This is a genomic window from Rhizobium sp. GR12 (assembly GCF_036596185.1).
Classification (GTDB): domain Bacteria; phylum Pseudomonadota; class Alphaproteobacteria; order Rhizobiales; family Rhizobiaceae; genus Agrobacterium; species Agrobacterium nepotum.
The window spans coordinates 1-418 of the sequence record NZ_JASXTH010000048.1; the positions used below are offsets into that span (position 1 = coordinate 1).

1 pseudogene is annotated in these 418 nt (G+C 59.3%); it reads left to right on the forward strand.

Annotated elements, in window-relative coordinates:
• A pseudogene (locus tag QSK43_RS27045) lies at positions 1 to 418 on the forward strand (membrane-bound PQQ-dependent dehydrogenase, glucose/quinate/shikimate family); the annotation flags it as partial.

Genomic DNA, 418 nt, shown 5'->3' on the forward strand with positions numbered 1-418 from the left:
TGAACCTGCCGAAGAACGGCGTCGATACGCCGGCAATCATCATCCCGACCAAGATCGGCAATCTGTGGGTTCTCGACCGTACGAACGGCCAGCCGATCCTGCCGATCAGCGATGTGGCGGTAAAGACCAATACCGACATCGCCGGCGAAAAGCTTTCGCCGACACAGCCGATGTCCTCGCTCAACTTCACGCCGGCGCCTTTGCGCGAAGCCGACATGTGGGGCGCGACACCGTTCGACCAAATGGCATGCCGCACGACCTACAACCAGTATCGGTATGACGGCAATCCATGGACGCCGCCGACTACAACCGGTTCGCTTATATGGCCGGGCAATATCGGCGTGTTCAACTGGGGTTCCGTCGCGGTTGATCCGGTCAACAAGTGGCTGATCGGCACGCCGCAATATCTCGCCTATCT